Source organism: Sorangium sp. So ce693 (assembly GCF_051521375.1).
Classification (GTDB): domain Bacteria; phylum Myxococcota_A; class Polyangia; order Polyangiales; family Polyangiaceae; genus Sorangium; species Sorangium atrum.
Map to the genome: position 1 here is coordinate 12,198,657 of NZ_CP150347.1, position 21,779 is coordinate 12,220,435.

The 21,779-nt window shown below is 75.0% G+C and carries 14 protein-coding genes; 5 read left to right on the forward strand and 9 right to left on the reverse strand.

Annotated features, from left to right (window positions below; all coding sequences use genetic code 11):
- Positions 1-3,342, forward strand: coding sequence for a protein kinase domain-containing protein (locus WMF14_RS45525; protein WP_437796834.1), 3,342 nt, complete (start codon positions 1-3; stop codon positions 3,340-3,342).
- Between the two features lie 239 nt (positions 3,343-3,581).
- A complete protein-coding gene (locus WMF14_RS45530; RefSeq protein WP_437796836.1) occupies positions 3,582-5,324 on the forward strand; it encodes a protein kinase domain-containing protein in 1,743 nt (580 codons plus the stop codon).
- A 119-nt stretch (positions 5,325-5,443) separates the two neighbouring features.
- Here WMF14_RS45530 and WMF14_RS45535 read toward each other — a convergent pair whose 3' ends face one another.
- From WMF14_RS45535 to WMF14_RS45565, 7 genes are all read right to left on the reverse strand, one after another.
- Positions 5,444-6,100, reverse strand: a complete 657-nt coding sequence (locus WMF14_RS45535; RefSeq protein WP_437796838.1) for a superoxide dismutase family protein — start codon at positions 6,098-6,100, stop codon at positions 5,444-5,446.
- 261 nt (positions 6,101-6,361) lie between these two features.
- Positions 6,362-7,393 (reverse strand): hypothetical protein, encoded by a 1,032-nt coding sequence (locus WMF14_RS45540; RefSeq protein WP_272096119.1) that lies wholly within the window; start codon positions 7,391-7,393, stop codon positions 6,362-6,364.
- A 187-nt stretch (positions 7,394-7,580) separates the two neighbouring features.
- Complete coding sequence (locus WMF14_RS45545) at positions 7,581-8,750, reverse strand: response regulator (RefSeq protein WP_272096120.1); 1,170 nt, start codon at positions 8,748-8,750, stop codon at positions 7,581-7,583.
- On the reverse strand, positions 8,747-10,435 hold the full coding sequence (locus WMF14_RS45550; RefSeq protein ID WP_437796841.1) for an ATP-binding protein: 1,689 nt from the start codon (positions 10,433-10,435) through the stop codon (positions 8,747-8,749). Before WMF14_RS45550 ends, WMF14_RS45545 begins: the two co-directional genes overlap by 4 nt.
- A gap of 256 nt (positions 10,436-10,691) precedes the next feature.
- Positions 10,692-11,843: a hypothetical protein gene (locus WMF14_RS45555; protein WP_437796843.1), complete on the reverse strand. Its 1,152-nt coding sequence runs from the start codon at positions 11,841-11,843 to the stop codon at positions 10,692-10,694.
- A 161-nt stretch (positions 11,844-12,004) separates the two neighbouring features.
- Positions 12,005-12,694 carry a sterol desaturase family protein gene (locus WMF14_RS45560; RefSeq protein ID WP_437796845.1) on the reverse strand — a complete coding sequence of 230 codons (690 nt, stop codon included), beginning with the start codon at positions 12,692-12,694 and terminating at the stop codon, positions 12,005-12,007.
- Positions 12,695-12,760: 66 nt separating this feature from the next.
- The gene (locus tag WMF14_RS45565; RefSeq protein WP_437796847.1) at positions 12,761-12,958 is read right to left on the reverse strand and encodes a hypothetical protein; all 198 of its coding nucleotides are present in this window, start codon (positions 12,956-12,958) and stop codon (positions 12,761-12,763) included.
- Between the two features lie 320 nt (positions 12,959-13,278).
- Here WMF14_RS45565 and WMF14_RS45570 point away from each other — a divergent pair, with 320 nt between their 5' ends.
- The 3 genes from WMF14_RS45570 to WMF14_RS45580 all read left to right on the forward strand — a co-directional run bounded on the left by WMF14_RS45570 (position 13,279) and on the right by WMF14_RS45580 (position 17,296).
- Positions 13,279-16,086 carry a DUF4388 domain-containing protein gene (locus tag WMF14_RS45570; protein ID WP_437796848.1) on the forward strand — a complete coding sequence of 936 codons (2,808 nt, stop codon included), beginning with the start codon at positions 13,279-13,281 and terminating at the stop codon, positions 16,084-16,086.
- Positions 16,087-16,166: 80 nt separating this feature from the next.
- Positions 16,167-16,871 (forward strand): hypothetical protein, encoded by a 705-nt coding sequence (locus WMF14_RS45575; RefSeq protein ID WP_272096127.1) that lies wholly within the window; start codon positions 16,167-16,169, stop codon positions 16,869-16,871.
- A gap of 41 nt (positions 16,872-16,912) precedes the next feature.
- Positions 16,913-17,296 carry a nuclear transport factor 2 family protein gene (locus WMF14_RS45580; RefSeq protein ID WP_272096128.1) on the forward strand — a complete coding sequence of 128 codons (384 nt, stop codon included), beginning with the start codon at positions 16,913-16,915 and terminating at the stop codon, positions 17,294-17,296.
- Between the two features lie 71 nt (positions 17,297-17,367).
- Here WMF14_RS45580 and WMF14_RS45585 read toward each other — a convergent pair whose 3' ends face one another.
- Positions 17,368-20,184: an AAA family ATPase gene (locus WMF14_RS45585; RefSeq protein WP_437796851.1), complete on the reverse strand. Its 2,817-nt coding sequence runs from the start codon at positions 20,182-20,184 to the stop codon at positions 17,368-17,370.
- Positions 20,185-20,287: 103 nt separating this feature from the next.
- Positions 20,288-21,763, reverse strand: coding sequence for a delta-60 repeat domain-containing protein (locus WMF14_RS45590; protein ID WP_437796853.1), 1,476 nt, complete (start codon positions 21,761-21,763; stop codon positions 20,288-20,290).
- Positions 21,764-21,779: the final 16 nt, after the last annotated feature.

The window sequence follows — 21,779 nt, forward strand, 5'->3', positions numbered from 1 at the left end:
ATGACCGAGCGCTACGCCGCCGGCCCCATGAGCGTCGGCTCGCGCCACCCCTCCACGCTCGGCAGGTACCGGCTGATCAAGAAGATCGGCATGGGCGGCATGGCCGAGATCTGGGTGGCCTCGGTCGCGGGCATCTCGGGCGTGCGGAAGATCTGCGTGGTCAAGCGCATCCTCCCGCACCTCGTCGACAGCCCCGAGTTCGTGCGGATGTTCCTCGACGAGGCGCGCATCGCCGCCACCCTGGACCACCCCAACCTCGTCCAGATGTACGACGTCGAGGACGTCGACGGCGTGCCGGTCATCGCGATGGAGTACCTCCACGGCGAGGATCTCAGGACCGTCAGGAAGTCGCTCCGGTCGGCGAACCGGCGGATGCCGATCGAGCACGCGATCACCATCGCGGCGGGCGTCGCGGCCGGGCTCCACTACGCGCACGAGAAGGTCGGCTTCGACGGCAAGCCGCTCGACATCGTCCACCGCGACGTGTCCCCGCACAACGTGATCGTCACCTACGACGGGGCCGTGAAGATCCTCGACTTCGGGATCGCGAAGGCGGCGAACCGCGTCAACGAGACGCGCGACGGCGCGCTCAAGGGCAAGGTCCCGTACATGTCGCCCGAGCAGTGCACGAGCGAGCACCTCGATCGCCGGAGCGACATCTACTCGGTCGGCCTGCTGCTCTACGAGATGTCGACGGGGAGCCGGATGTTCCGGCGCGGCGCAACCGAGTTCGAGCTGATGCGGGCGATCGTGGAGGACCCCGTGCTGCCGCCGAGCGAGGTCTGCGCCGACTACCCGCCGGGGCTGGAGCGCATCCTGCTCAAGTGCCTGGAGCGGGATCGGGAGAAGCGGTACGCGACCGCGAGGGATCTCCAGATCGACCTCGAGGCGTTCGCCCGGGAGGAGCGGCTCGCCACCTCGGCGCTCGCCCTGTCGTCGTTCATGTCGGAGCTGTTCGGCCAGCGCGTGGAGGTGTGGCGGGGCGCGCTCACCTCGGGGGAGGGCCTCGAATCGCACATCGTCGAGAAGCAGGAGGCGATACAGAACGAGGACTCCTTCGCGGGCGCGCTCGACGCCGTGGCCGAGGCGCCGCAGGCCGTCGAGACCGGCCGCCCCGGCGGGGTCGCCACGAAGCTCTCCGCGCCGCTCTTCGCGGCGTCGCGGCCCGACGCAGCGGGGGATCCGGACACGCCGCCGCGCTCCAGGAGGCTCCCCGCGCTGTCGCTCGCGGACGCCGGCGCCGGCGTGGAGGGCGCGGAGCCCGAGGGGGCGCACGGGCACGGCCCGCGGGCCCTCACGGTGACCAAGCGGAGGCTGGGCAGCCTGCTCATCGTCTCGCTGTCGGGGCGGATGACCGAGGAGCTCCAGGGCCTCGCGGTCGCGCGCGGCATCTCCGGCCGCGTGCTCTTCGATCTGGGCGGGGTGCAGCGGGTCACGTCGTTCGGCGTGCGCGAGTGGATGGCGATGCTGGCCGAGGTGTCGCGGAGCGCGTCCGAGATCTACATCGGCCGCTGCACCGAGCCGATCGTGAACCAGATCAGCATGATCCGCCGCTTCTTCGGGGACGGGCGCGTCGTGTCGTTCTACGGCCCGTACCGGTGCGAGCGCTGCGGCGCCGCCTTCGACCGGCTGTTCGACTGCGACAGGGACGCGCACCTCGTCAGGACGCACGAGCCGCCCGCGAGCCCCTGCCCGCGCTGCGGCGCGGCGGCGGTGTTCGACGACGACGCCGAGAGCTACTTCGCGTTCGCGGCGAGCCAGGCGGGGATCGATCTGCCGGCGGACGTGCGGGCCGCGCTCGACGAGCTCGCGCGGCTCGACGCGGCGACCCACGAGGCGATCGAGAAGACGGTCGACGAGCGCGGGACCCGCATCCGCGTGCGCTGCAAGCTCGACGCGCACGTCCGGTGGAAGCGCGCGCTCGACGGGATCGAGGGGCCGCTGGTCCTCGATCTCGCGGGCGCGGCGGGGGTGACGTCCGAGGGCGCGAGGGCGCTCGCGCTGTCGCTCCGCGCGCTGGGCGGCGAGGTGACGTCGATCCAGATCGAGGGCTGTCCGGTGGTGCTGCTCGAGCACCTCGCCGCGGAGAGCCCCCCGCTGCGCGCGGAGGTGGTCTCGGCGATCGTCGACGGCACCTGCGAGCGGTGCAACGCGCCCCGGCAGACGCTGCTCGACGTGAAGGAGGCCGCGCAGGCCGCCCGCGAGGATCGGGAGCCGTACGTGCCGTGCAAGCGGTGCAACGCGCCGCTCGCGTTCCCGTGGCTCCGGCCGGCGCTGAAGCGCCTCGGCGCCGCGCCGGAGCCGGCGCCCACGCTCGCCGGGGCGCATGAGCCGGCGACGAAGCGGTCTGCCGCCGGGGGGCATGTGACGGGGGCGGGGGCCGGGGCGCCCGTGGGCGCAGCAGCGTCGGCAGGCGCAGCGGCATCGGCGGGCGCCGCGGCGTCGGCAGCGGCGCCGGCGGGGGCGTCTCCGCCGGCCGCGGCCGTCTCGGCGGCCGGAGGCACCCGATCGCGCGGGGTGCTCGCCGCGTTCGCGGCGGGAGCGCTGCTCGTCCTCGCCGTGGCCTTCGCCTACCAGGCCCGGGGACGCTCGCGCCCCGCCGCCGGGGCGGCCCCGCCGCCCGCGCCGAGCTCGGGGTGGCGCGCGGCGCCGCCGGTCGAGGAGGGCCCTCCGTGGATGGACAGGCCGTTCACCGCCGAGGGCGACGCGATCTTCGTTGTCGGCGAGGGCTCGGGCGCCAGCCGAGAGGCGGCGCTCGCGGTCGCGCGCGCCGACGCGATCTCCCGGCTCGCGAGCAACGTCGTGCCGGCGCTCGCGGGGTCGCAGGCGTACGGCTTCATCCAGGCGCACGGCGGCGGCGCGCGGCGCGCCGGCATGGCGGAGGCCGAGGCGAGCCGCTACCTGAAGCAGGTCGGCGCGTTCGCCACGCCCGAGCGCGTCGACGCGCGCTTCCAGGAGCGCGACGGCGCGGTGGCGGCCGTCGCGCGCTACCGCATGCGCAAGGAGAGCTTCGACGCCGCCGTGCAGAGCTACCGGAGGACGGTCAGCGCGCTCGGGCTGACCGCGGCGCCCCTCTTCCCCCTGCTCGAAGGCGAGCTGAAGACGAGCGGAGACGCCGTCGTTGTCGCCGTGGAAGACCGCGGCCCCGCCGCGGCCGCGGGCGTCCGCGTCGGCGACGCGGTGCTCGCGATCAACGGCCGGCCGCTCGTCAGCTTTGAAGCGATGCGTCATGCGCTGCCGAGCGCGCAGGAGGGGGCCACCCTCGAGCTCACGCTCGAGTCGGGCGGCGCGCGGCGGACGGTCGCGATCAAGAGGCCGAGCGCGGCGCGGGAAGGGGGCTGAGCCGGGGCGGGCCGCGCCGGCGGGCCGCGCCGGGCAGTGCGCTCCTGGGAGCGCGGCGGCGCTCGGCGTCGGTGAGAGTGTCCGCGACATCGCGCCGCGCCGATGCGCGAACGTCGCACCGGCCAGCAGAGGGCGCAGAGGGCCAGATGCGCGCCGCCTCGGCATCGGCTGTCCGGCCGACGATCGGCTGCGCTATGCTGGCTGCCGCGGCGCGGCGCTCTCGGTCGGAGGTTTCGAACATGCGCGGCCTGGAAGAGATCGAAGGGCTGGAGGTCGGAACCCTGATCGCCGGCAAGTACCGCGTGGACCGGCTGCTCGACAAGGGCGCGATGGGCGCCGTCGTCGCCGCGACCCACGTCGATCTCGACGAGCTCCGGGCGATCAAAGTGCTCCTGCCGGCCACCGCGGCCGATCCGGAGATGTGCGGGCGTTTCCTGCAGGAGGCGCGGATCGCGTCGCGGCTCAGGAGCGAGCACGCGGTCAAGGTGCACGACGTCGGGCGGCTCGAGAACGGGCTGCCGTACATGGTGATGGAGTTCCTCGACGGCCGCGATCTCCGGGTCATCCGCAAGCAGCGGGGCCCGCTGCCGGTGGAGGAGGCGACGCTCTACGTCATCCAGGCGTGCGACGCGCTCGCGGAGGCGCACGCGCTCGGGCTCGTGCACCGCGACGTGAAGCCGGCCAACCTCTTCTTGACGCACACCCGCGAGGGGACGCCGTGCATCAAGGTGCTCGACTTCGGCGTCTCCAAGGTGTCGCAGGCGGCGCTCCTCGGCGTCGCCGAGATGCGGACCAGCACGGGCCAGATGCTGGGGACGCCCCACTACATGCCGCCCGAGCAGATGCGCGGGCAGCGCGACGTCGACGCGCGCGCGGACATCTGGGCGGTCGGGTCGCTCCTCTACGTGCTGCTCACCGGCCGGTATCCCATGCACGCGCGCTCCGTCCAGACGGTCTCGCTCGTGCTCGGGGGCAAGTTCGTGCCGCAGCTGCCGTCGAAGGTCTGCCGCGGGCTCTCGCCGGAGATCGATCCGATCATCATGCGGTGCCTCGAGCGGGACCGCGACAAGCGCTGGCCCGACCTGGCGGAGCTCACGCTGGCGCTCCGCCCGTTCGCGCCGCCCGCTGCCCAGCCGCTCGTCGACCGCATCCAGCGCATCCTCCGCGGGAGCCTGCGCGACTCGCTGTCCGGGGCGCGCCCCGGCGTGGACGGCAGCGACGTGGGGGAGCGCGGCTCGATCCCCACCACCATGGGCTCCGGCCCATCCACCGGCGGCATGGCGACCGAGCTGCGCCCGGAGCTGCCGCCTCCCGTGTTCTCTGCGACTCCTGCGGACGACGATCCCGCCGAGCGGAGCGAGGTGGCCACGGTCCCGGACCGCTCGCGCGCCCGTGCGGCGGAGGCCGACGTGGTGGAGCGGAGCGAGGCGGCGACGGTCTCGGACCGCCCTCGCGCCCAGGCGGAGGCGGAGACGGCGGAGCCGAGCGAGGCCGTCACGGTCTCGGAGCGCCCTCGCGCCCGGGCCGAGGCCGGTCCTGCGGAGCGGAGCGATGCGGCGACCGGCTCGGGCCGCCCTCGCGCCCACGCGGAGGTGGATCCGGCGGAGCGGAGCAAGGCGGCGACGATCCCGGACCACGCGCGCGCCCGGGCGGAGGCCGGTCCTGCGGAGCGGAGCGAGGCGGCGACCGGCTCGGGCCGGCCGCAGACCCGGGCGGAGGCCGGCCGCGCAGCGCTGGGCGCGGCCGGTCCAGCTCCGGAGAGGGCGCGCGTCGAGGAGGACTCCGACGAGACGACGATCGCCGACACGCTCCGGCGGCTGCGCTCGCCCTTCAGGGCGGGCTTCGTCCTGGCGGCGGTGGCGGCGGCGATCGTCGTCGCGCTGCTGGCCAGCGGAACGCGGCCCGAGGAGCGGCCGTCGGGCTCCAGCGCTTCCGGGCCGTCGGGGGTAAAGGGCGATCCGGTCAGCGTTCCGCCCCGGTGACAACGGAGAGCGAGACTCCCGCCCTGCGGGCGCTCGGGGAGAGGCCCCCTCAGGACGGGCGGCGAGGTGGAGTCAACGTGTCCTGAGCGCGGAGCGGCGGATCGCGTCGCGCGCGGCTCTCACTTGCCCTGCGAGATGACGCCGCAACCGATGCGGCCACCGGCGTTTCCGGCGGGCTGGCTGCCGTCATCCGCCTTCTCGTGGACGATGATGGCGCGGCCGAGGAAGGTGTTCGGGGCGCCGTCCTTGAGATTCGCGCCCTTGGCGATGATCTCATGGGCGCCGGTCCCATCGGGCTTGACCTCGATGTTGCCGAGATCGCCGAGGTGGTGAGGCGCGCCGTCGGGGATGCCGTGGGGGTGGTTCTCGGGGTTGTAATGCGCGCCCGCGCTCTTCGCGTCCGGCGCGCTGCAATCGCCGGTCTCGTGCACGTGGACGGCGACCTTGCCCTTGGGAGCGCCCGAGATCTGGACGGCGACCTTCACGCCGCCCTCGACCTCGGTGAAGGTCGCGGTGCCCTTGAGCTTCGACTTGGTCCGCGCCTCGATGGGCACCGAGATGCTCACCGGCGGCGCAGGCGGCGCGGCCTCCGGCGCCGCGGCCGGCGGGGCGGCCTCGGGCGCCGCGGCCGTGGGCGCCGCGGGCGCCTCCGGCGCAGGCTGCGCGGGCTGGGCGGGGACGTCGGGGACCGCGGGGGCCGGCTCGGGCGCGCCGCCACAAGCGGTGGCGCCCAGGACGAACGAGGCGAGCAGCGAGAGACGATAGGCCGGTTTCATCACAGCGGAGACCTCCAGGTTCGTGAGGCGTTGGACCTCCGCCGTCTCGTAGAGCGGTCCTGGCGAGCGATCAATCGGCGAACCCGACATTCGTCAGGCGCGCCGGCTCCAGGCGCGCGCTGCCGCGTCGCCGCGGCCTGCGCCGCGCGCGCCGGCGCGCCTGAAGGCGGGGCCGCGGGCAGCGCGCGCCCGACCCCGGGGACAGAGACGAGCGAGGCGCGGAGTTCTCCTCGGCGCCTCGCCGAGCTCAGCGACGCGCGCTCACTGCGCGGGCGGGCAGCCGATGGGCCCGGTGCCGATCACGACGTCATCGATCCACATCGAGCGGGCGGAATCCGCCTGATAGGACTCCCAGCCGAGGCCGATGCTGTCGAACGCCGGCGCTTTCCACGTGTAGTTCTCCACGTTGTTGGCGCAGCCCTGGCCGGTCCCGGACACCTTGAGATCGGAGAGCTCCTCGCCATTGAGCCAGAAGCGCATCTCGTTCTTCGGCCCGTCGAAGCTGAACTCGACGCAGGTCCATGCGCCGGTCGGGACCACCGTCGTCTCCTCCGCGTGGTGCCAGCAGTCCGACTGCGGTCCGGTCTTCGGGTCGCTCCAGTATCCGGGCGTATCGTAGTTCGCCATGAGCTGGCTGCCGCCCGCGACCGGGTGCTGCCCGCCGTAGCGATACTGTGCCGCGTAGGGCATCCCCTCGAAATCGCTGCCAGGAATCGTCCCTGAACCGTCGATGATGGTCCAGTGCACATCCCCCGTCGGCGCAGCCTCGAGGAAGAACATCATGCGTCCATGGATGACGTTCTCGTCGGTGGGCAGGGCGTCGGTGCCCGTGAACTTGATCATGGCCGACTTGTAGTTGTTGTCTCCCGAGCTCGCGGGCGTGGTCACCTTGATGGACTTGGTGCCGCTGTAATGCTTCGACGTGTCGACCGACACGGTGGAGCCCGTCATGGCCGTGTAGACCGTCCACTTGCCCAGCTTCTCGCCGTTCTCGCCCTGGCCCTCGTACGACTCGAAGTCGTCGCAGAGCAGCGCCTCACAGGCCGAGCCGCCGCCGGTCCCGCCGCCCTCGCCGGCGCCGCCGCCGCCGGTGGCGCCGCCGCTGGTCGTGGCGCCGCCGCCCTCACCGGCGCCGCCGCCGCCGGTGGCGCCACCGCTGGTGGCGCCGCCGCCCGTGCCGCTGGTCGAGGACGACGTCGACGTCGTGCCACCATCGTCATCCGAGCACGCAGTCGCGCCCGCCGCGAAGGTCGCGAGCAGGCCAAGCAAAGTAACGCTAATTCGAAGCTTCATGTTCGTTTCCATCCTCCGCGGCGACTATTGCACGAGGCCATCGCGTGGTTCAAGAACGAAGGTTTTCGGCAGATCGCACGATCCAGGCGCTCGAACTCGAATGGCGCCGGCGGTGTGGGGCGACACGATCAGGCGCGGGAGCAGCCTTGAACAGCGGGCCTCTCGGGCCGGGTGCGCGTGTGAACGTTCAACCGCCCTCCGCCCCGCCGCGCCCGCCGCCTTCCACCATTGCCTCCGGCGAGATCGCATAGAGCCTCTCCTCTCCCTGCTTTCCCCGGATCCGCACCAGCGCGGGCATCGCTTCTCCCGGGCTCCCGGCCGCGGTGAACGTCGCCTCATCCATCAGCAGGCCACCGGCCCTCGCCTGTGCCTGAATCCGAAACGCGGTGTTCACACGATCGCCGATGATGGTGAACTCCCGCCTGCCGCTCGACCCGATGCTCGCCAGGAGGACCGGCCCTGTCGAGAGCCCGAGCCGCGTCGGGAAGGCGGGCCGGCCCTGCGAGCGCTGGTGTTCGTTGAAGGCCGCGATGCTCCGCTGGATGCGCAGCGCCGCCTCGAGCGCGTCACTCGCGCTCCGGAAGAACGCGAGCATGCCGTCGCCAACGTACTTGTCGACCTCGCCCGCGTGGTCGTAGACGATCTGCGCCACCGTGGCCATGTAGAGGCTGAGATCCGCGATCAGCGGCCCGGGCTCCTCGCTCTCCGAGAGCCGCACGAACTCCTCGATGTCGCTGACCAGCACCGTCAGCACCTCGCGCGCCGGCGGGCTCGGCCTGTTCGACGAAACGCTCTCCTCGATGCTCTCCCACGCCCGGTCGGAGAGGTAACCGCGCAGCGCCGCCTGCATCTGGCGCATCTGCGCGTAGCGCTCCTCGAGCTCCCTCCGCTGCCGCTCGAGCTCCCGGCGCTGCCGGTGCAAGAGCAGCTGCGTCCCCACCCGGGCGAGCACCTCGCGCAGCTCGAACGGCTTCGTGACGTAATCGACGCCGCCCGCGTCGAACGCCATCACCTTGTCGCCGATGCCCGTCATCGCGCTCAGGAAGATGACCGGGATGTCCGCCGTCCCGGGATCGCCCTTGAGCCGGCGGCACACCTCGTAGCCGTCCATGTGGGGCATGCTCACGTCGAGCAGGATGAGGTCCGGAGGCGCCGCCGCCGCCGACATCAGCGCCATCGCGCCGCTGATCGCCGCACGTACCTCGTAGCCCTGCGCCGTCAGCATCGAGGTCAGGAGCGAGAGGTTCGCCGGCATGTCGTCCACGATCAGGATGCTCGGGGGCTCTTCCCTTGGGCGCTCCGGCCGCGCGCCCGGGGCCGCCCCGCGGGGGGCTGGCTTTGCGTCGGTGTCCGTCATGACGGCTCCTCCTCGTCGGCGCTCGATAGCGCCAAGATGCTGTCGAAGCGATACCCCCGTGCGAGCTCGGCCACCGCCCCCGCGAGCTCCGCGTCCTCCGGCCGGAACCGATCGATCGTCGCCTGGACGGCCTTCGCGTCGAGCCGCGTCGCCGCCCGCCGGAGGTCCTTGCGGAGCGCGGCGGGCAGCCCGGCCGCCGCCCGGGCGAGGTCGACGGCCGGCGCCCCCTGGGCCGCGCCGGGCTCGGCGGCGCGCTCCTCGTACTCGAAGCGGGCCCCGAGGTGCTTCGTCAGGAGGCCGAGGATGTCCGCGTCGCGGAACGGCTTGCTCACGAAGTCGTCGCACCCCGCCTCCGCCGCGAGCGCCCGGTTCTGCTCGAACGCGCTCGCGGTCATCGCCACGACGACCGTCTCGTGCCCCCGCGGGCTCGACTTGATGCGGCTCGCCGTCTCGTAGCCGTCGAGCAGCGGCATGCGGAGATCGAGCAGGACGAGGTGCGGCGCCCACGTCTCCCACTGCGCCACCGCGCCGAGCCCGTTGGTCGCGCTGCGCGCCTCGATGCCCACCGCGTCGAGCAGCTTGAGCAGGCAGTGGCGCACGTCCCACCGGTCGTCGACGACGAGCACGCGGTACCTCGGCTGGCCCGGCGACAGCCCCACGGCCCGGAGCGCCGCCGGATGGCGCGCGGCGCCGCCGGCGCGCGCGTCGGGCGCGTCGACCAGCGAGAGGCGCACGTCGAAGCGGAGCGTCGTCCCGCGGCCCGCCTGGCTCTCCACCCGGATGTCGCCCCCCATCATCCGCACGATGCGCCGGCTGATGTGCAGGCCGAGGCCCGTGCCCTCGCGCGATTGCCGCCCGGTCGCGGTCTGCGCGAACGCCTCGAAGAGCTCCGCGAGCTCCGCCTTGGCCATGCCCCGGCCGGTGTCCGCCACCTCGAACGACACCCGCACCCGCCCCGCCGCGCCGTCGTGCGCGCCGCCGTCACGTACGCCGGTAGAGCGCCGCGCCGAGGCGCGCAGCGTGACCGACCCGCGGGGCGTGAACTTCAGCGCGTTGCCGAGCAGGTTGATCAGCACCTGCCGCAGCTTCCCCTCGTCGCCGTGGACGTGCCGCGGCACGTCCTGCGCCCGCTCCACCGTGAGCGTGAGGCCCCGCTTCTGGGCCTCGACAGCGAACATCTCCGAGAGCCCCGAGAGCGTGTCGTGGAGGTCGAACTCGGCGTCGACGAGCGTCATGCGGCCGGCCTCGATCTTCGCCATCTCGAGGATGTCGTTGACGAGGCCGAGCAGGTGCTCGCCGCTCTTGCAGATGACCGCGAGGTTCTCGCGGTGCCGGTCGGCGAGCGAGGGGTCGCGCTCGACGAGCTGCGCGAAGCCGAGGATCGAGTTGAGCGGGGTCCTGAGCTCGTGGCTCATGTTGGCGAGGAACGCGCTCTTCGACCGGCTCGCGTTCATGGCCTCCTCCCTCGCCCTGCGCGCCTCCTCCTCGGCCCGCCGCGCCTCGGCGAGCTCCTCCACAAGCCGCTGCTCCGCGGCGCGGCTCACCGCGAGCTCCTGCGCCTTCCGCTCGAGCTCGCGCTCGCGGGCGTGGAGCCGCCGGCGGAGCGCCCAGAGGGCGACCAGAAGGAGGGTCCCGACGACCACGAAGGCGGAGATCCCGACGACCTGCATGCGATGTGCCCCCACCCGCCTCCTGCGCGGCGGGAAGGACCGGAGCGCCGATCCCGTCGGAAGGCAACGATCAGGTTACAGGAGTTCGGGGCAGCCCGTGGGGGCCCGATCGGCCGTGCCGCGCGGCTTTTGGCGGCGGAGCGGCGCGCTCGTCAGGCGGACCACGGAACCATCGGACCAGGGATGGTGAATGCCAGAGGGGAAGGGGCGAACCCATGGAGCCCCTCCGCCGCAGCGCGGCGCTCGGTTCTCCGCGGCGCGGGCCCATGCGCTACCGCGCGCCGCCGTCCGGCATCGCCCGCGGGCGGGGTGTGACGACCGCGTCGGGCGGCGGCGGGCCGGCGTCTGCGTGCGGCGGCGCGCTGGCGTCTGCGTGCGGCGGCGCGTCGCTGTCTCCCTGCGCGGGCGGCGGCCTGGGCGGGAGCGCGGGCTGACGGAGGCCGCGAAGCGAGGCGAGCCGATCGACGAGGACGCCGGCCTCCTCGGCCGACAGCTTGACGCGGGCGTGGAGCGCCTTGCCCTCGGCCGCGATCGCGATGCGCTCGAGCACGGACCCGAAGCCGACGAGCCGCGTCGCGAAGTCCGCCGCGCGCGCGTCGCGGGCCGCGCGCAGCTCCGCGCCGAGCGCGGCGCAGGGGGCCTCCGCGTCGCAGAGGACGGCGGCGTGGACGGCGATCTCGGGGCCGAGCGCGACGCTGGCGCCGCCGGAGAGCAGGGACGCCGCGGGCGACCGGCTGGAGCCGCTCAGCGCGAGCTCGCGCCCGATCTCGGCGCGCTGCTCGGGCGTGAGCACCACCGTGACGCGCGCCGCCCCCTCGCCCACGGCGCGGGCGATGGCGTCGTGCGCGCCGCTCGCGCCGACGTTCCCGGCGCGGCCTTCGGCGGCGTCGATCATGGCGCGCAGGTACGCGCCCCCGCCGAGCAGGATCGGCCCCCCGGGGCGCACGGCGATCTCGCCGTGGCCCTCGGCGCTCGAGTCCCGCACCGCGCGGAAGCTGCCGATCCCGGCGACGACCGGCCGCCCGCCGCGGGCCTCGATGACCTTGGAGGCGCACGCGAGCAGCGCCTCGTCCTGCACGGCGCCGGCCGCGACCAGCCCGAAGTCGCCGCCCTCGCCCGCCGCCGGGATGGCGATCGCGACCTCGGTCAGCGCGGCCACCGGGTCGAAGCCGCACACGTCGCGCACCTTGCCGAGCCCCGGGATCTCGCGCTCCTCGCGCAGGAACGAGGCGAACGCGGGAGAGGCGCGCAGGGCCGGGAGATCGAGCGTCGCGACGAGCATCGCGCCCGCGGGCACGGCGTCGAGCGCGCGCGGCGCGGCGGGCGGGCTCTCCCGCTGGCGGCCGAGGAGCCAGGCGACGCCGCCGCCGAGCAGGACCCCGACGAGCAGGAGGACGAGGCCGTCTCTGGTCCGCGGCTGCACCCGCGACCCGTTAGCACACGGCCGCGGCGGACGCCCCGGCGCGCGCGCGCACCTCGCGCGCCCCGGCGGGGCGGAGGAGGGCGCTGCGCAGGGCGCGCCCCTGCGTGGCGCTGCGCGCCCTTGCGTTGCGGCTGCGCGCGCTGTGCAGGCCGGCGCGGCGGCTACGCGCGCGGCGTAGGCCGGCGCGGCGGCGGCGACCAGCGCGTCCCGCGCACGAGATCGAACACGGGCACGGTCACGTTGAAGTTCCAGCGCTTCATGAGCCGGGGGTCATGGTGCCGGCGGTGGTGCTCGCGGAGCCGCGCGAGCCCCGGGATCCGGTACACCGGGCTGCCCACTGGCAGGTGATACGCGAGGTGCAGCCACTCGTAGCTGACGAAGAACGCCATCGCCGTCGCGAGCCCGAGCAGCGCCGCGTCGCGCGAGAACAGGGCGCCCGCCGCCGCGGCGAGCGGCAGCAGCGAGGCGAGGACCAGGAGCGCCGAGGCGGGCGGCGTCAGCACCAGCCAGAGCTCGCGGGCGCTCCGCAGCGCCATGTCGTCGGCGGTGAAGGCGAGGTGGTGCTCGCGCTCGTGCCGCTCGCAGAGCGCGCCGAGCAGCGGCGCCCGCCGGTGCAGCACCGACCTGTGCGCCCACCACTCGAAGGCGAAGGCGAGCAGCAGCGTCGCCGGCACCGCGAGGAGCTCGACGGCATCGACGGCATCGAGCAGGCGCACCGCCGCCGCGAGCACGAGCGCGCCGAGCAGCGTGGGCGCCGCGAGGTGGAGCGCCGGGCGGTACCCGCGCGGGATCCGCGCCGCGATCTCCGCGCGCCGCCGCGACCGCGGCGAGGCCGGCTCGTTCACGACCATCGGAGACTATGGATTCTAAAAAAACAGAACGCAAGCGCGGGCGAGGCCGCGAGCGAGGGGGCGCGCTCAGCTTTCCTGGCGCTCTTCCTTCGGGTCCGCCTGTTCCACGCCGTCCTCGGGCGCGCCGCCGTCCGTCGCGGGCGCTCCCCGCTCGAACAGCCCCCCGATGGCCTCGCCGATGCGGCCGATCTTCGCGGCGAGCAGCACGACGATGAGCAGGAAGGCCGTCAGGGCGATCTCGTTGTGGGAAGCGCCGAGCACCATGCGTCGACGTCTACCACGCGGCGCCCGCAGCGGGGGGCGCCGCCGCGCGCGTGCGGGCGTGCGTCGATGCGCAGCGACGTCGCGCTCGCGCTCGCGTAGCGGAGGTGATGTCGGCCGGGCGCTCCCAGCGCAGCAGGGGTGGAGACCTCGCCGCGCCGGCGGGGCCGTTGTGGCGGGAGCTGCGCTGCGCGGCGGGAACACGAGCGGGAACGCGAGCGGGCCGCGATCGCGTTTGACAGCCCGCCGACGACCGTCGAGAGTCCAGTCGATGCGGGCCCCTGGGCGCTGCTCCGCCGGGCCGCCGCCACGAGATGACCGCCGTGTCCGAGCTCCGCGACGACTACGAAGCAGTGCACGCGCGCCCGCGCGAAGGCGCCATCCTGCTGGCCGACGCGTCGGCCGACGGGGAGGCGATCGGCGCGGCGCTGCGCGGCCGGGGCTTCGAGGTGATCGCGGCGTCCATCGCCGAGCTCGACGCGCGCCTCGCGAGCGACGCGCCGCGGGTCGTGATCGTCGACATCGACGAGCCCGGCGCGATCGAGGCGCTCGAGCGCCTCTACCTGCGGCCGGGCGGCGTCGCCGCGTCCGTGCTCCTCGTGGGGGATCCGGTCCGCTCGGCGGAGCTCGATCCCCAGCTGTTCGGGCAGGTCTTCGAGCGCCCGGTCGACACCGCCGAGCTCGCCGCGCACGTGAGCGCTGTCGCGGAGCCCGGGCGGTTCCGCGGGGAGCACGCCGTCGAGGCGCGCCTCGCGGCGGGCCTCCCGCTCGACCATGACGTCCCGTCGAACCCCGACTTCTCGAGCGATCTCGATCCGCTCGACGTCGGCTCGGTGCTGCCGCCCCCGGAGGAGGACGGCGACGAGGTCGGCCCGCGGCTCCTGCCGGCGCGGATCAGCCCGGAGCTCGAGGAGATCCTCGTCGCCGCCGAGCAGCGGGTCACGGCGAAGGCGCACCCGTCGAGCATCCCGGCGGCCGAGGAGGAGGTCGACCTGATGCTGTCGCCGGAGCTGCTCTCGGCCCTCGACGAGCCGCTCGATCCGGACGAGGACGAGCCGCGGACCGGCGCGAGCGCGGCCGTCGCCCCGGTGCCCACCGGGTCGCCCTCGCAGCCGAGGACGAGCGAAGGCCCGTACGGCGTCGCGCCCGCTCCGCAGCCGGCGGCCACCCGCGCCGAGCACACGGGGCCCGGCGACTCCCTCGTCGAGCTCGCCGAGCCGGGCGACGAGCACGAGGACGACCTCGACGCCGAGCCCGCGCTCGACGGGGCGCACGCGACGAAGCGCGCCGGCCCCGAGCTCGCGGCGCTCTCGCTCGACAGGGAGGCGCACCTGCACGGCAGGGAGGAGCGCGATCACGGCGGTCCCGCGCGCCGGAGCGGCGGCCGCGACGCCGCGCCGCCGACCCCGCGCGACGCGGGCCGGCCCCACGCCTTCGCGTCGCCGCCGCCGCGCCCCGAGCCCGCGTGGGATCGGTCGCCCTCGCCATCCCCCGCGCCGCGAGAGGAGCCTGCGTGGGACCGCGCCCTGCCGGGCCCCGCGCGCGGCGGCGACGACGTCGACTGGGCGCGCGCTCCGTCGGGTCGCCTCGAGCCGAGCGTGCGCCAGCGCATCACGGAGCCGCCGCCCCGGTCGCGCGAGGCCCGTGATGCCCGCGCGCCCGGCTTTCCGCCGCCGCCCTCTCCGGGCGTCGCGTTCGTGTCGCCTCCCTCGGTCGAGGTGCGGACCGCGCTGTTGCCGTCGGTCGGCAGGGCCGAGCCCGAGCCGCTGCCGTCTGTGCCGTCCCAGGCCCGCTCCGCCCCGGCGGGGCGCGCCCCTGCGCCGCCTGGCGTGCCCGTCCCGGCGAGCGCGGGCGCCGGCTCGCTCGGGCGCGGCCTCCTGGCGCCCAGCCCGCCTGCCGCTCCGAGCCCGGTCTCGCTCGGCCGCGGGCCCCTGCAAGCTCCGCCGTCCATGGCCATCTCCGGCGCGGCCCTGCGCGGGCCCGCGCCGCCTCCGCTGCCGCTTGTGCCGCCCGCGCCGGCCACGGTCAGCGCGGCCGTGCTCGGCCGCGCCATGGCGCCTGAGCCGGTCGACGAGGCGCCGAGCTCCGGCGGGGCCTCCTCGGCCACGGTGCTCGGCCCGGGCGACGCGCCGCGCGCGCTCGCCCGCGCGGTGGGCAGCCGCTCCTCCGGCGCCCTCGCGATCACGACCGAGGAGGGCGCGCGGCGCATCGTCCTGCACGAGGGCGATCTCGTCACCGCCGGCTCGAGCATCCCCGAGGAGACGCTGCTCGCCTTCCTTGTCGGGCGGGGCGACCTCGAGCGCGAGGTCGCGGCGCGGCTCGCGGGCAAGCTCCCCGCCTCGGGCCGGCACGCAGGCGCGGCGCTCATCGCGCACGGCCACCTCGGCCAGGACGACCTCTGGCCGGTGCTGCGCGCGCACGCCGAGTGGGTCATCGGCCACGTCGTGCTCGTCGAGGCCGGCACGTGCGACCTCGAGCCCGAGCCGCCGGGCCGCCTCAAGGCGGAGCCGAACGTCTTCGGCGGCGCCACCGGCGCCGAGGTCTTCGTCGAGACGATCCGCCGCGTGATCGCCCCCGAGGTCGCCCTGCGCCGCCTCGGCGGCCCGGGGGCGCGCCTCGACGACGGCGTCCGGCGCAACCTGCTCGGCGAGTGCGCGCTGCGGCGCGAGGAGGAGGAGCTCGTGCGCACCGCGCGCGGCCGCAGCGTCGGCGAGCTCGTGAGCGTGGCGGAGCCCGAGAACGCGAGCGTGCTCTACGCGCTCGTCTGCCTGGAGGTGCTCGACGTCCTCATCCCGCCGTCGATCACCGAGGCGCCGCCCCCGCCGGTGGAGGATCCCCTCGACGAGGAGGCGATCCGGCAGCGCGTCCGGGCGCGGCTCGCGCTGGTGGAGGACGGGGACTATTTCTCGATCCTCGGCATCCCGCGCGACGCGACGAACTACGAGATCCGCCGCGCGTACCTCGCGCTGAGGAAGGCCTTCGAGCCCTCCACCCTGCTCACCGCCGCGACCGTGGACCTGCTCGACGACGTGCGGCTCGTCATCGAGGTGCTCGACGAGGCCTACGAGATCCTGCGCGAGCCGCACCGGCGCGAGCGGTACCGGCGGGCGATCGAGGCGGGGCCGCCGTAAGCGGCCGCGGGCGCGGGGAGGCGGCTCCGCGCACGCTGCAGGACGCGCGGCGGGCACGGTTGATGAAGGCCGGCGCGGCTGTGCAATGCTCGCTCTCTCCCGGACCCGGACCGGCGGCGTCGACGGCGCCGCGCGCGGGCGAGCCGACGCGCTCCGGCCGATCGGCCGCGGCGGCGCTGATCGCCGCCCTCGCGCTCGCCCCGGGGTGCGTCCGCGAGGCGGCGAAGGAGGCGACCCACGGCACGCTCGAGGCGCTCGAGCGCGGCGCGCAGGACCGGGCCGGGCCCGCCGGAGGATCGGCCAAGAGGCCGGCCGAGGGCGCGCACGAGCGCGAGCGGCCGCTCGTGGGGGCCATCGTCCACGATGCGGTCCGGGCCGGCGCGGCGGAGATCGGGCGGCAGGCCGAGGGCCTGGAGCCGGTCATCGCGCAGACGAGCGAGGCTGTGAGCAGCGCCGTGATCGAGGGGGCCCTCCAGCACGACCGGGCGCTCGTCACCCTCGTCGAGCAGGGCACGGGCGCCGCGGCGAGGGCCGCGGCGCGCGAGGGGACGGAAGAGCTCATGGAGCAGCTCGCCGGGTGCCCCGCCGGCGACCCGGGCTGCTCGAGCGTCGCGATCGAGCGCGCGAGCCGCGCCGCCGCAACGGGCTTCGCGGACGGCCTGGGGAGGGCGATCCAGCCCTGGATCATCGGCCTCGCGTTCGGCGGGGGGTTCCTGCTGGCCGCGCTGCTCGCCGTCGCGATCGCTGTCGTCACGCGGCGGCACGAGCGCTCCGTCGCGCACTGAGAGGTCCGCCCCTTGCAGGCGCCCGCACTGCAGGAGGCACCATGTCCAAGGCGAGCGAGTTCATCGAAGCCCTGCATCGGATCGAGGAGAGCGGCGACGTCGAGCCCATGGCGCGGCTGTTCGCGCCCGACGCCGAGCTCAGCAACCCGACGGTCTCGAGGCCGCTCCACGGCCCCGACGGCGCCCGCAACTTCTGGCGCAGCTACCGGCACACCTTCGGCGAAGTGCGGTCGGAGTTCCGGTGCGTCGTCGAGTCGGACGAGGCCGCCATCCTCGAGTGGACGAGCCGTGGAAAGCTATCCCACGGAGGGGAGTTCTCGTACGACGGCGTGAGCGTCATCGAGCACCCGGCCGGCGCCATCAGGAGGTTCAAGGCGTACTTCGATCCGAGGGCCCTCGGGCTTCAGCTGGAGCACGCGGCGTAGCGCCGCGCTTCAGCTGGAGCACGCGGCGTAGCGCCGCGCTTCAGCTGGAGCACGCGGCGTAGCGCCGCGCTTCAGCTGGAGCACGCGGCGTAGCGCCGCGTGTTGGCCCGCGCGATCGCGTCCACCACGACCTCGCCCTGCTCGACGCCCACGAGCGCCGCCGACCCTTCCTCGAGCTGGCCGCGCAGGATGAGCTCCGCGAGCGGCGCCTCGACGAGGCGCGCGATCGTGCGCTTCATCGGCCGGGCGCCGAGCTCCGGGTCGAACCCTCCGGCGTCGAGCAGCGCGTCGATCGCCTCGGGCTCGACCTCGAGCTCCACGCCGCGCGCCTCGAGCTCGCGCTCGAGGCCGCCCAGCAGCCGCCGCGTGATCTCGGCGACGTCCGCCCGCGTGAGCGGCGCGAAGCAGAGGACCTCGTCGATGCGGTTGTAGAGCTCGGGCGGGAGCGTGGCGCGGGCCGCCGAGAGCATCGCCTCGCCGAGGCGCTCGGGCGACACGGCCGCGGAGGTGCGGGCGAAGCCCACGGAGCGCTCGGAGCGGAGCGCGCCGGCCTCCGCCGCGCCGAGGTTCGAGGTCATCACGAGGACCGTGTTCGTGAAGTCCACCCGCCGTCCGCGGCCGTCGGTCAGGCGGCCCTCGTCGAAGACCTGGAGGAACGCCTCGAGCACGTCGCGGTGCGCCTTCTCGATCTCGTCGAGCAGCACCACCTGGTACGGCCTCCGCCGCACCGCCTCGGTGAGCTGGCCGCCCGCCTCGTGGCCGACGTAGCCGGGCGGCGCGCCGACGAGGCGCGCGACCGCGTGCGACTCCGCGTACTCGGAGAAGTCCAGCCGCGTCATCGCGTCGGGCGAGTGGAACAGCGCCTCGGCGATGGCCTTCGCCGTCTCCGTCTTGCCCACGCCGGTCGGCCCCAGCAGAAGGAACGACCCGATCGGGCGGCGCGCGCGCAGGCCGGCCGCGTTCCGGCGGAGCACCCGCGCGATGCGCGCCAGCGCCTCGCCGTGGCCGACGACGTTCTCGGCGAGGAGCGTCTCCAGCGAGAGCATCCGCTCGCGGTCGGTCTCGAGGAGCCGCTCGACCGGCAGATCGGCGAGCTCGGCGACCACCTCGGCGACCTCGGCGGGCCCCACCTGCCGCGCCGGCTGCGCAGGTTCGCGGAGCGCCGCGCGCGACGCGCGTGACGTCGACGACGCGCGCCGCCGCGTGCGCGCGCCCGCGAGGTCGAGGATCGAGAGCGCCTTGTCGGGCAGCGCGCGCCCGGGCAGGTAGCGCACGGACCAGGCGACGGCCGAGGCCAGCGCCTCGTCGGTGAACGCGAGCCCGTGGTGCGCGCCGAGCCCGACCGCGACGCTCTGGAGGAGCAGGAACGCCTCGTCCTCCTCGGGCTCGTCGATCTCGACGATCGTGAAGCGCCGCGCGAGCGCCGGGTCGACCTCGATGCTCTTCCTGTACTCCTCGGGCGTGGCGGTGCCGATCAGCGTGAGCTCGCCGCGGGCGAGCGCGAGCTTGAGCTCGGCCATCGCCTCGTCGAGCGCGCCGCTGCCGAAGAGCTCCGACAGGCCGTCGATGAACAGGATGACCCGCCCGCCCGCCTCGCGGAGCTCGGACCGGAGCGCGGACAGGCGCTCGCTCAGCGCGCCGCGCGCGCCGGTGCCCGCGAGGAGCTCCGACGGCACGAGCTCGACAACGACGCGCGGCTCCCGCTCGTCGAACGCGAGCCGGTGGGTGATGCCGCGCGCCACCGAGGTCTTGCCGACGCCCGCCGGGCCGAGGAGGCAGGGGTTGTTCGCGTGGCGCTTGGCCAGGACGTCGAGCGCCTGCTCGATCTCGTGCTCGCGGCCGACGATCGGCTCGAGCTCCCCCTGCACCGCCGCGAGCGAGAGGTTGTGCCCGAGCGAGGCGAGGGCCGGGAAGCGCGCGCGGTCGAGGGTGAAGCGCGCCGCGAGGGCGGCGCTCGCGGCGGCGCTCGTGGCGGTCGGCGGCGCGAGCGGCGGCAGCGGCCGCCCCGTCGCGGGCGCGGCCGGGAAGGCGGCGGAAGCGGGGGCAGGGGAGGCCGAGGACGCCGGAGAGGGGGTGGGCGTGAGGGCGATCGGCTCGGCGGAGGCCAGCGCGTCGGCTCCGGCCGGGGCCGCGGCGGGGCGGGGGCGCCCCGGCGGGAACAGCGGCGTCGGCGGGAACAGCGGCACGGTGACGCCCGGGCCGGCGCCCTTGGAGGGCCGCGATTCCGGCGCGCCGGCGCCCTTGGAGGGCCGCAGCTCCGGGACGGCGACGCCGGCGCCCTTGGAGGGCCGCAGCTCCGGGACGGCGACGCCGGCGCCCTTGGAGGGCCGCAGTTCCTGGGACGTGCGTGGCGAACGCGGCGTGCGCGCCGGATCGGCGGCCTCGCCGCGGGAGCGTCGCGCCGTGGGCGCCGCGGCCGGCGCGGGCGGCGTCTCCGGCGCGCCGCCGTCCTGGAGCAGCCGCGAGGGCGTCCGCCGCGCCTGCACCACGCCGAGCGCGATCTGGAGCGCCGCGGTCCGCAGCCGCGCGAGGTCGACCCCCGACTGGGTGAGCGCGCGGTGCGCGGCCGAGCTGCGGTCGGACAGGAGCGCGAGCAGCAGGTGGAGCGCCGCGGGCTCCTTCGCGGTCGCCCGCTTCGCGACGTCGCGCGCGCCCCCCATCGCCCGGCCGATCGGGTCGGGGCCCTCGTCGTCGACCGAGCGGGTCGCCTTGAGCAGGGCCTCGTCGTCGAGCCGCCGATCGCGGAGCAGATCGGCGGCGGGGCCGCCGCTCATGGCGATGGCCACGAGGAGGTGCACGCTCGACAGGCGCTCCTTGCGCTGGGCGGCGAGGTCCTGCGCGAGCTTGCGCAGCGTGACGAGCTCGGCGTGGGAGCGAGGGCTGGTCATCCTTGCAGAGGTCTCCGGGCTCGGGGTTCGCACGCCGGGCGAGGGCGGGCCAAGTTTCGGAGGCCGGCGGCCGCGCGCCGCGTGGCGCGTGCCGCGTGCCACGTCACTGCGGGATCACCTCCTCGGTCCTGCAGACGGGCGTGGCGGCGGAGGACCCCTCGGCGCAACCGAGGCGCACCGCGCGCAGCTGCGAGGCGGACGAGCTCGACGGCCGCTCCGCCCACGCGATCAAGAGCCCGCGATCGCGCTGTGCGAGCATCGACAGGCTGCCTTCCACCTTCCCTCCCGGGATAACGGTGGTCATCGAGGTCAACGTGCCATCCGCGTCGAGGCGGCGGAGCACGATCCGGTCCTGGCCGCGCGTGTTCGTCTCGACGACCGCGACCACCAGGTCTCCGTCCACCTGCTCGGCGGCCAGCGATTCCGGGACGGGCGTGGAGCACGAGGGGACGGTGACGGGGGGCAGCGCGATCCCGCCCGAAGGCGTCATGCGCGCGACGCGCAGCGCGCTCGGCGCGTCCTCGAGCGGCGCGAGGGTCCAGGCGAGCCACGCGCCGTCCGGGCGGGGGGCCATGCGGAGGCGCGCGACCGGCGCGGCCTCGTGGATCGCCTCATTCGAGGCCATCGCGCCGCCGTTGGAACCGATGCTGAGGCCGTCTGCGGAGTACCGCCCCAGGTAAATGGTCGTCGCCGGTCCGACGCCCGGGTACTTGACGTCGCACGGACGCCACCCGAGCTGCCAATCGGTGGGCGCGCCCAGCGCGGCGCCGAAGAGCCAGTAATGCAGCACCCATCCCGTATCCTCTTCATCCACTCGCTTCCACCATGCCGCATCGAAGGCGATGGGTGTTGTTGCGCACCCGACGTACATCCCGCTCTTCGAGCTGCCCACCCCTTTCCACACGGTGCTGACCATCATCGCGTACCGCGGGCCGGGCTCGTGGACCTCGGTGATCGCGAGCTGTTCCGCCCCTGAGGAACGAAACGACACGATGCGTTCGCCGTAGTGCATGCCGATGTGCTGCGACCATGAAGAGAAGGGCTCGCTTCCCTCGCTCCAGGCGCGCGCGGTCCTGAAAAAGCCGCCCGGCGGCAGGGGATCCGGAAAGAGGGTCGTATAGCGCTCTCGGTAAGCGACCACGGACTCGAAGTTGTCGTCCTCGTCGAACGGATAGAGCTGTGCCACCGCGAAGGCATCGCCCGGGATGGTCTGGTGTTTTGCGTCCAGCGCCAGCGCCGGCTCGCTGAAGGCGGGCGGCTGCGCTGACCAGGGGTCCAGGGTGACGCGCTGGAGGACCCGGCCCCCCGTCGGGGTCGCGGACGCGGACGAGGTGTAGAGATAGACCGGCGCGTCCTTGGCCCCGAGGACCCACTGAGGATCGAGCAGGTCGGTGCCCGGCTGCGCGAGGCTCAGCGCGGGTCCCGCCGGCGCGAGGGCGCTGCAGGCAGCTGCCTCGCCGGCGCCGGAGGCCGCGGGCGGTTCCTCTGCCGAGAGCGCGCGGGGCGGCTCGTCTGGAACCGCCGAGCACGCCGCGAGCGCAGGGAGAGCGAAGAGCGCGAGCCATGTCCCACATCGCATCCGGTACCTCCGAGGT